Source organism: Deinococcus pimensis DSM 21231 (assembly GCF_000519345.1).
In the GTDB taxonomy this organism is placed as follows: Bacteria; Deinococcota; Deinococci; order Deinococcales; family Deinococcaceae; genus Deinococcus_A; species Deinococcus_A pimensis.
Window position 1 is genome coordinate 375,706 of record NZ_KI912633.1, and the last position, 7,453, is coordinate 383,158.

7 protein-coding genes are annotated in these 7,453 nt (G+C 72.1%); 2 read left to right on the forward strand and 5 right to left on the reverse strand.

What is annotated here, in order from left to right; all coding sequences use genetic code 11:
- Positions 1–116 precede the first annotated feature (116 nt).
- From DEIPI_RS0106660 to DEIPI_RS29135, 5 genes are all read right to left on the reverse strand, one after another.
- The gene (locus DEIPI_RS0106660) at positions 117–1,508 is read right to left on the reverse strand and encodes a hypothetical protein (protein ID WP_027481267.1); all 1,392 of its coding nucleotides are present in this window, start codon (positions 1,506–1,508) and stop codon (positions 117–119) included.
- 67 nt (positions 1,509–1,575) lie between these two features.
- Positions 1,576–2,493: an aldo/keto reductase gene (locus DEIPI_RS0106665; RefSeq protein WP_027481268.1), complete on the reverse strand. Its 918-nt coding sequence runs from the start codon at positions 2,491–2,493 to the stop codon at positions 1,576–1,578.
- 91 nt (positions 2,494–2,584) lie between these two features.
- Positions 2,585–3,139, reverse strand: coding sequence for a DUF1003 domain-containing protein (locus DEIPI_RS29125; protein WP_045233741.1), 555 nt, complete (start codon positions 3,137–3,139; stop codon positions 2,585–2,587).
- A gap of 66 nt (positions 3,140–3,205) precedes the next feature.
- On the reverse strand, positions 3,206–3,721 hold the full coding sequence (locus DEIPI_RS29130; RefSeq protein WP_045233742.1) for a sulfocyanin-like copper-binding protein: 516 nt from the start codon (positions 3,719–3,721) through the stop codon (positions 3,206–3,208).
- Positions 3,722–3,851: 130 nt separating this feature from the next.
- Positions 3,852–5,531 carry a M3 family oligoendopeptidase gene (locus tag DEIPI_RS29135; RefSeq protein WP_045233743.1) on the reverse strand — a complete coding sequence of 560 codons (1,680 nt, stop codon included), beginning with the start codon at positions 5,529–5,531 and terminating at the stop codon, positions 3,852–3,854.
- Between the two features lie 45 nt (positions 5,532–5,576).
- Here DEIPI_RS29135 and DEIPI_RS0106685 point away from each other — a divergent pair, with 45 nt between their 5' ends.
- Both DEIPI_RS0106685 and DEIPI_RS29140 read left to right on the forward strand, forming a co-directional pair.
- Entirely contained in the window at positions 5,577–6,980 is a 1,404-nt protein-coding gene (locus tag DEIPI_RS0106685; RefSeq protein WP_027481269.1) for a serine hydrolase domain-containing protein, read from the forward strand.
- Positions 6,981–7,098: 118 nt separating this feature from the next.
- The coding region (locus tag DEIPI_RS29140) for an MFS transporter (RefSeq protein ID WP_045233744.1) at positions 7,099–7,453 on the forward strand (355 nt) is incomplete at its 3' end.

The following is a 7,453-nucleotide window of genomic DNA, read 5'->3' on the forward strand; positions in this document are numbered from 1 at the left end:
GTGCGCGTCGCTCTGGCTTCACGCGGACGCGCGCCACCCCCTGGAACCGTGGGTGGCGCGTCTGCTGGGCGTGCCGGGCCCCGTACACCGCTGAGGCGCGGCGTGGGGACGCGGGGTCAGTCGGTGCCCTCCAGCGTCCACGTCCACGTGGTCGCGCCGTCCGTGGCGGTCCCCTCCATGGTGCGGCCGTCCCCGGCCGTCTGCCAGACCTGCGTGGGCGGCATCACCAGCCAGCCGCCCAGGCTGATGGGCTGCTGGTAGGACTGCGACCCGGAGGGGCAGCTCATCGTGACCGTCCCGACGGGGTTGCCGCTCGACGTTCCGGACCCGTCGTACGTCCAGGGGAAGCCTTCCGTGTCGATGCTCAGCTCGCCCTCGTCGTGCTCGATGGGGATCTGCGTGGGGCCGCCGCGCAGGGTGCACTCCCCGACCGTGTCCGAGAGGGTCCAGGTGGCCGTGCCGCTCTCCACGTGGTACGTGCAGACCTTCGGGTGCAGGGGATCGACCGGGTCGGCGGTGAAACTGACGTTCGCACTGAGCGTCTCGCGGTGCCCGTTGACGCTCACCCGCGTGGACGTGGTGCCCGCCCAGTGCTTCGGCACGTTCAGCGCCTCGGCGCAGGTCGCTCCGGCGTCGTCCGTCACGTGGACGCTGGAGACGAGCTGCAGGCCGTCCGCGCCCCAGTTCACGGTCACCGCGACGGGATTCACGGAGGGCTCCATGACGGGCGCGCGGTACGTGGCGCGCGCCTCGTCCCCCTCGGCCTTCACGACCGTCCCGGCCTCGATGTCGCCGCCCGCGCGGCCGTTCACGGCCCAGCCCGTGGCGAGCGGCGCGAGCTTCGACGGCGTGCAGTTCTCCGTGAGGGGCGCGAGCATCATGTCGAGCGGCGTGCTCCCGTCGATGCCCGTGGTGTCCGCGCAGACGTTCACGACGAGGTCGACGGTGTTCCCGGTCTTCACGGTCGCGGAGGCGGGCGAGAGGCGCAGCGCCTCCGCCCAGGCGAAGTCCCCGAAGCCGCGCAGGTTCGCCTTGAGGGTGCCGTTCGCGCGGTCCTGACGCGTCCCGAGGTCGGCCTTCCACGTGCCCGAGGCGTCCTGTACCGCCACGACGGCGCCCGCCGTCGTGGCGACGGTGTCCGTGGCGCGCAGGTTCCGGGCGCCGAGCGTGCCGCCGTCCGAGAGGGTCACCTCCACGTCCCGCGCGAGGGTCAGGTTCGCGGGCGTCACGCGGTACGCGCGCTTCCCGTGCGGGGCCGTCACCGTGATCGGCACGACCGTGACGGTGGTGTCCCCCGCGAGGGCGCCCGACGGGACGCTGAGGCGGAACGCCCCGTCGGCGGAGGTGAGGGTGCCGCCGCCCGCGCCGATCACGGCGCTCGCGGGCGTCCCGCTGGGCGTGCCGATCGGCGCGGGCGTGGACCCGGAGGCGTCGGGGGTCCGCGTGCAGCCCGCGAGGGTGAGGGTGAGGGCCAGCAGGCCCGCCGTGAACGCCGTCTTCGTCTTCATCGTCGTGGCTCCTTCTTCACCACCGAGGGTAGGGAAGAGGGCGTGGCACGCCGATGGCGGCGGGGCCTCAGGGCAGGACGTTGCCCGCCGCGCGGTAGACGGCGTACCACTCCTCGCGGGTGAGGTGCACGTCCGCCGCGCGGACGCAGTCGCGCAGGCGATCCACGTTCGTCGTGCCGACCACGGGCTGCATGCGCGCCGGGTGGCGCAGCAGCCAAGCGATCGCGACGGTCGTGTTGCTCACGTCGTACTTCGCGGCGATCTCGTCGATGCGGGCGTTGAGCTCCGGGAACTTCTCGCTGCCGAGGAAGACGCCCTCGAAGAAGCCGTACTGGAAGGGCGACCACGGCTGGATGGTGATGTCGTGCAGACGGCAGTAGTCGAGGACGTGCCCGTCACGGTCCACGGCGGCGTCGTTCTCCATGTTCACGTTGAAGCCGCTCGTGATCATCGTGGCGTTCGTGACGCTGAGCTGCAGCTGGTTCGCCACGAGGGGCTGCTTCACGAAGCGGCGCAGCAGCTCGATCTGGTGCGGATGCTGGTTCGACACGCCGAAGTGCCGGACCTTGCCCTCGCGTTCCAGCTCGTCGAAGGCCTCGGCGACCTCCTCGGGCTCCACGAGCGTGTCGGGGCGGTGCAGCAGCAGCACGTCGATGTAGTCGGTGCGCAGCCTCCTGAGGATGCCGTCCACGCTGGCGAGGATGTGCTCCTTCGAGAAGTCGAACATGCCCTGACGGATGCCGCACTTCGACTGGAGGATCATGCGCTCACGCACGCCGGAGTCCATCCTCACGGCGTCCGCGAAGAGCTCCTCGCAGCGTCCACCGCCGTAGATGTCGGCGTGATCGAAGAAGTTCGCGCCCATGTCGAGCGCCTCGTGCACGAAGCGCTCCGCTTCGGCGGGGGAGAGCCCGTCGAGCCGCATGCAGCCGACGGCCACGACGGGCACGTCGAGGGAACTGGTACCGAGCCTGATGGTTCGCATGCCGGAAAACCTCCTGGGGAGACGGGACGGTGACGGGCGGGCCGCCCGCATTCAACCACGCCGGGCAGGGGGCGAGGTCTTGTCCGGAGGTTCAGGTGGACGGGCCGGGCGGCAGGCTGGTCGGGCCGCCCGAGTCGAGCGTCTCGAGCGCCTCGATGATCGCGCCGGGATCGCTGGCCTGCTGCATCACCTCGGCCTGCGCGTCGTGACGGTCGTGCACGTCGGGCATGTCGTGGCGCAGTTCCTCCATGAGCCCGACGAGCTTCGCGGTGCGCTGCTCGGTCAGCAGGATGATCTGGAGCTGCAGCTGTGCGCGCTGCTCGGCGAGCTGCCCCTGACGGCCCTGCGCGACGAGCACCGTGGCCGCCACGACGAGCGAGAGGAAGCCGATGAAACCCTGCAGCCAGTAGAAGGGCGGCTCGTCCCAGGGGTGACGCCCTTCGAGCTTGATCCCGAGGTTCACCACGATCCACAGCCCGAACAGGCCGAGGACGCTCACGATGAAGGCGGGCCGTCCGACGATCACGCCGATCTGCTCCAGCGGGCGGTGCAGGGTCGTGAGGCCCACCTCGGCCTGACGTTGCAGGAGTCGGTTGATCTCGACGTTCTCCTCGATGATGCTGTTGATGGTGGTGTCGTCCGGCATGCCCCATGCTGGCGCCGCCGCACCGGGCCCGGTGCGGCGGCGGCTGAACGCACGCTGAGCTTCAGTTCACTGCCAGGACGCCTCGGTGGCGCCCTCGGAGACGTCGAGCGTGACGAACTGGCCCTTCATGGCGTGGTTCGGTCGGGCGCAGACGATGATGTAGCGCCCCGGCTTCGACGCGACGAAGTCCAGCTTGCCCGCGTAGAGGCCCGAGCCGTTCACGACGATCTTGTGGGCCGCGCCGGGAAAGGCGGCGTCCTCGACGGCGTAGCTCGCGGCGGGCGTGCCGCTCTCCGGGCGGCTGACGACGACGGCGCTGTGCGGCATCGTGCCGACGTTGTAGAAGTTCACGACGACGCGCCAGCCGAGCGGCACGACGAAGCCGTGCTCGCCGTCGCTGGCGCCGTTGAAGTTCAGGCCGCCGTGCGCGGCGGGCGAGCCCGCCTTGAGGACGAGGACGGCGGCGCGGTGCTGCGGGGCGTTCGTGACCCAGGTGGGCGCGGCTTTCGGCGCGTTCGGGAGCGCGGCGAGGGCGAGGACGGTCGAGGCGAGGGCGAGGGTCGCGAGGGTACGGCGGATCATGGAACCTCCGGGAAGCGCTGGGATGAACTTCATCGTACCGTGAAGATTCTCACGGAAAACTTACTTCCCTGCGAGAAGTCGAGGGGGCCGTCCGCGCGGACGGCCCCCTCCCCGTATCCGCGGGGCGACCTCAGGCGTCGTACTGAGCCCGCAGGAAGTCCATCAGCGCGCCCACGTGCCCCTCGTCGAACGCGAGCCGCGCGCCCGCCGCCTCGAAGAGCTGGGTCAGGGAACGCGTCCCGCCGAGCGACAGGGCGTACAGGTAACGCTCCAGCGCCGCCTCGCGGTCCTCCAGCGCCCCGCGCCACACCTGCAGCGCGCCCAGCCACGCGATGGCGTAGTCGAGGTAGTACAGCGGGTAGCCGTACAGGTGCAGGTACTGCCAGCCCTTGCGGACGAAGTGCTCCAGCCCCGAGTAGTCCACGTGCGGGTGGTACTCGCGCATCAGCCCCAGCCACATCTCGTCGAGGTCCTCCACGCGCACGTCCTCGGGCGCCTCCGCGTACACCCAGTGCTGGAAGCGGTCGAGGACCGCCGCGAAGGGCAGGAACGTCACGATGCTGTCGAGCTGCTCCTCGCGCACGCGCGGCAGGTCCGCCTCGTCGAACAGGCCGCCCTCGGCCCGCCCCAGGAAGGGCAGCGTGAGCAGCTCCATCGACTGCGACGCCACCTCCGCGAACTCCGCGCCCGGATGCCGCGCGAACACCAGCACCTCCGGCCGCGCCGACGCGAACACGTGGAAGGCGTGCCCCGCCTCGTGGAACAGCACCGACGCGTCCCGCGCCGTCCCGACGAAGTTGCCGTGCAGGAACGGCACGCCGCGCGTCGGGAAGGCCGAGCAGTACGCGCCCGGCGCCTTGTTGCGGCGAGACGCGAGGTCCAGCAGCCCCCCTTCGCGCATCACGTCGAACTGCTCGCCCAGCCGGGGGGAGAGCCGCGCGAAGATCCGCGAGGAGGCCTCCTCCAGCTCGGAGACGTCCTCGAACGCCCGGATGGGCTCGCGCCCGAGGGGATCGGCGCGCAGGTCCCAGGGCCGCAGCGACGGCACGTTCATGGACACGCGCTGCGCCTCGCGGCGGCGCGACACGAGCGGCACGACCCGCGCGCGGATCGCGCGCTGCAGCGACGCGCTGTCCTCCGGCGTGTAGTCGAAGCGCCGCAGCTGCTGCCAGCGGTAGTCGCGGTAGTTCGCGAAGCCCGCGTTGCGGGCCATCGTCCGCCGCAGGCGCAGCAGCTCCAGGAAGATCCGGTCGAGCTCCCCGGAGATCCCGGCGGACGCCTCCTGCAGGGCGCGCCACACCCGCTCGCGCGAGGCGCGGTCCGGGTTCAGGAGCCGCGCCTGCGCCTGCGGCGGCGTGAGCGTCTCGCCGTCCACGTCCACGGTGAGGCCCCCGGTGAGCTTGGAGTACTCGTTGAAGAGTCCGGTCGCCTCCACCTCCAGCGGGATGTTCTCCTCGCGGAAGAGCTCGGCGTCCGCGCGGAGCTTGCGGAACATCAGCGCCTCGTCCTCACCGGGCACGTAGCCCTCCACGGCCAGCAGGCGCCGCTTGAGCTCCTGCGACGCCTGCTGCGCGCGGGGCCGCACCTCCCGCACGAAGGTGAGGTACGCGCGCTCCGCGTCCTCGTCGGCGGTGTTCCGGTCGACGGCGCGGCGCAGCAGCGCGTCCGTGTCGCCGAGGAGCTTCTCCACGTCGCTCCACTCGCGCAGGAACGCGGGCACGTCCTCCGCGGTCAGGGGACGCTCGCGGAGGGAGAGGTAGCGGGGTTCGAGGTCGGGCCAGCCGTACGCGCGCTCGATGGTGTTCGTCATGGGTTGTCCTTCGCGCGCACCCTACCACGAAGGTAAGCTGCGCGCATGACCTCCAGCGCGCCCCGCCCGCCCGTCACCGTCACGCCCGACCAGCTCACGGCCCTGCGGGAGCGCGCGCTCGCGCTGATGGAGGAGCACCACGTGCCCGGCGTGGCGCTCGGCCTGCTCACGCCCGGGGGGCAGCACGAGGTGTGCCTCGGCGTGACGAGCGTGGAGACCGGCCTGCCCGTCACGCCCGACACGCTGGGGCAGATCGGGTCCATCACGAAGACCTTCGTCGCGGTGGCCCTCGCGCGGCTCGCCGGGCGCGGCGACCTCGACCTCGACGGACGCGTGCGGACGTACCTGCCGGACTTCCGCCTCGTGGACGGGGACGTCGCGGCGCGCGTCACGGTGCGGCAGCTGCTCAACCACACGGCGGGCTGGGCGGGCGACCACTTCGAGAACACCGGCGACGGCGACGACGCCCTCGCCCGGATCGTGGAGAGCGTCTCGCGCCTGCCACAGGTCACGCCGCTCGGAGAGGTCTGGTCGTACAACAACGCCGCGTTCCACGTCGCGGGACGCGTGCTGGAGGTCGTGACGGGCCGCCGCTTCGAGGACGCGCTGCGTGACCTCGTCCTCACGCCGCTGGGCCTCACGAACTCCTTCTTCTTCCCGGACGAGGTGATGACGCGCCGCTTCAACGTCGGGCACGTCGTGCGGAACGGCCGGCCCGTCGTGGCGCGTCCGTGGGCGCTGGGCCGCAGCGCGAACGCCGCCGGGGGCCTCGCGTGCAGCCTGCGCGACCTGCTGACGTACGCGCGCTTTCAGCTCGGGGACGGCACGGCCGAGAGCGGCGAGCGCGTCCTCTCGACGGAGGGCCTGCGCGCCCTGCACGAACCCGCCGTGGACGCCGACTCGGGCCGCCGCATGGGCGTCTCCTGGTTCGTCTCCGACGAGGGCGGCGTCCGCACGATCTCGCACGGGGGCGCCACGAACGGTCAGATGGCGACGCTGCGCGTCATCCCGGAGCTCGGCTTCGCCTTCGCGGCCCTCACGAACTGCGACCGGGGCGAGGCCGTGTACGCCGCCCTCGGGAAGTGGGTGCGGGAGGAGGTGCTGGGCCTGCGCGTCCCGGCACCGACGTACCTGGACGTGGACCGCGCCACGCTCGACGAGCTCGCGGGGTGGTGGGTCATGGCGGGCGCGGGCGACCGGATCGAGGTGAGCGTGGACGGCTCGGACCTGCTCCTGAGGTTCGTGGAGGGCGACTACTCCGCCATCGCGGACGTCGTGGGCGATCCGCTGCCCCCCCAGCGGGCGCGCTTCGAGGCGCCCGACCGTCTCGTGCTGACCGAGGGGCCCCTCGCGGGCACCCGCGCGGACGTGCTGCGCTTCCCGGACGGACGGGTGCGGTTCCTCCGGACGAGCAGGGTGTATACCCCCGTGAGTGGAGAGACGCGCTGACGCACGAGGCCTGAGCGAGGGGCCGTCCCCGAGCGTACGCTCCTCAACGCTGAGCCCTCGCGTTTGGAGTTCGTACAGAACCCACGCCGCGCGGTGGGGCCGCTGGTATCCTCGGCGGGTGCCCGACGCTCCCGACCGCGCGCCGCGCTCGTGGCGGACGACGCTGTGGGTGATGGTGGCCTCGCAGGTGATCAGCCAGCTCGCCTTCTCGCTCGCGCTGCCGTTCCTGCCGCTGTACATCCAGGAGCTCGGCGTGCGGTCCCCGGAGACGGCGGCCCTCTGGGCGGGCGCGTCGGCGACCGCGTCGGGGCTCGCGATGGCCTTCGTCTCCCCGATCTGGGGCCGCCTGGCGGACCGGCTGGGACGCAAGCTGATGGTCCTGCGCGCGACCTTCGCGGGCGTGCTCGTCGTCGGCGCGATGGGCCTCGTGGGCGGGCCGCTCGCGCTGTTCGCGCTGCGGCTCCTGCAGGGCG